This window comes from Vibrio sp. YT-19(2023), assembly GCF_033337395.1.
Genome location: NZ_JAWOQN010000831.1, coordinates 1 through 583 on the forward strand (window position 1 = coordinate 1; position 583 = coordinate 583).

Below are 583 nucleotides of genomic sequence, written 5' to 3' on the forward strand. Positions count from 1 at the left end.
AACTCGCCACAAGGTGAGCAATTGCAAAGCTAGCCAATACAACACCTAAAACAAAAAGCCGATACAAACATCTGTATCGGCTTTTTTCATTGCTTGCAGACAGATACCCCAACATACATCTTTGAACACCAATCAGCCATAAAACTCATCACCTAGATCACGGGGATATGGCTCTAAGAAAACCCAAACGGTTCATTTAGTGTTGTAAGAATTAATGAACCCTTGTATATTTATGGACCATTACAGTATATGAACCAACCCAATGAGGAATGCGGTCATGACGACTTATATCTACACGCGCTACTCTCCAAAAAACAAAGCCCACAGTGAGCACCTTGCTGCGTTGCGCGAGGCCGCTCCTGATGCACTGCATTTTGAAGATAAAATTCGTGGCTGCGTTCCCCCTTCAGAAAGAGAAGCGTTTCAAAAACTTAGCAATACGATTCAATCTGGCGATACCATCGTGATGTGGTGGCTGACAGCATTTGGTCGCGATTTTAGTCAGGCTCTCAACGCCATTCGAGCCTTGCTTGAAAAAGGCGTCACACTAAAAACCGTGTGTGAACCATTGACGTTTGAACCC

Annotated in this window: 1 protein-coding gene; it reads left to right on the forward strand. The window is 44.3% G+C overall.

Annotated features, from left to right (window positions below; genetic code table 11):
- Positions 1–277: 277 nt before the first annotated feature.
- The coding region (locus R7E78_RS28710) for a recombinase family protein (protein WP_318058957.1) at positions 278–583 on the forward strand (306 nt) is incomplete at its 3' end.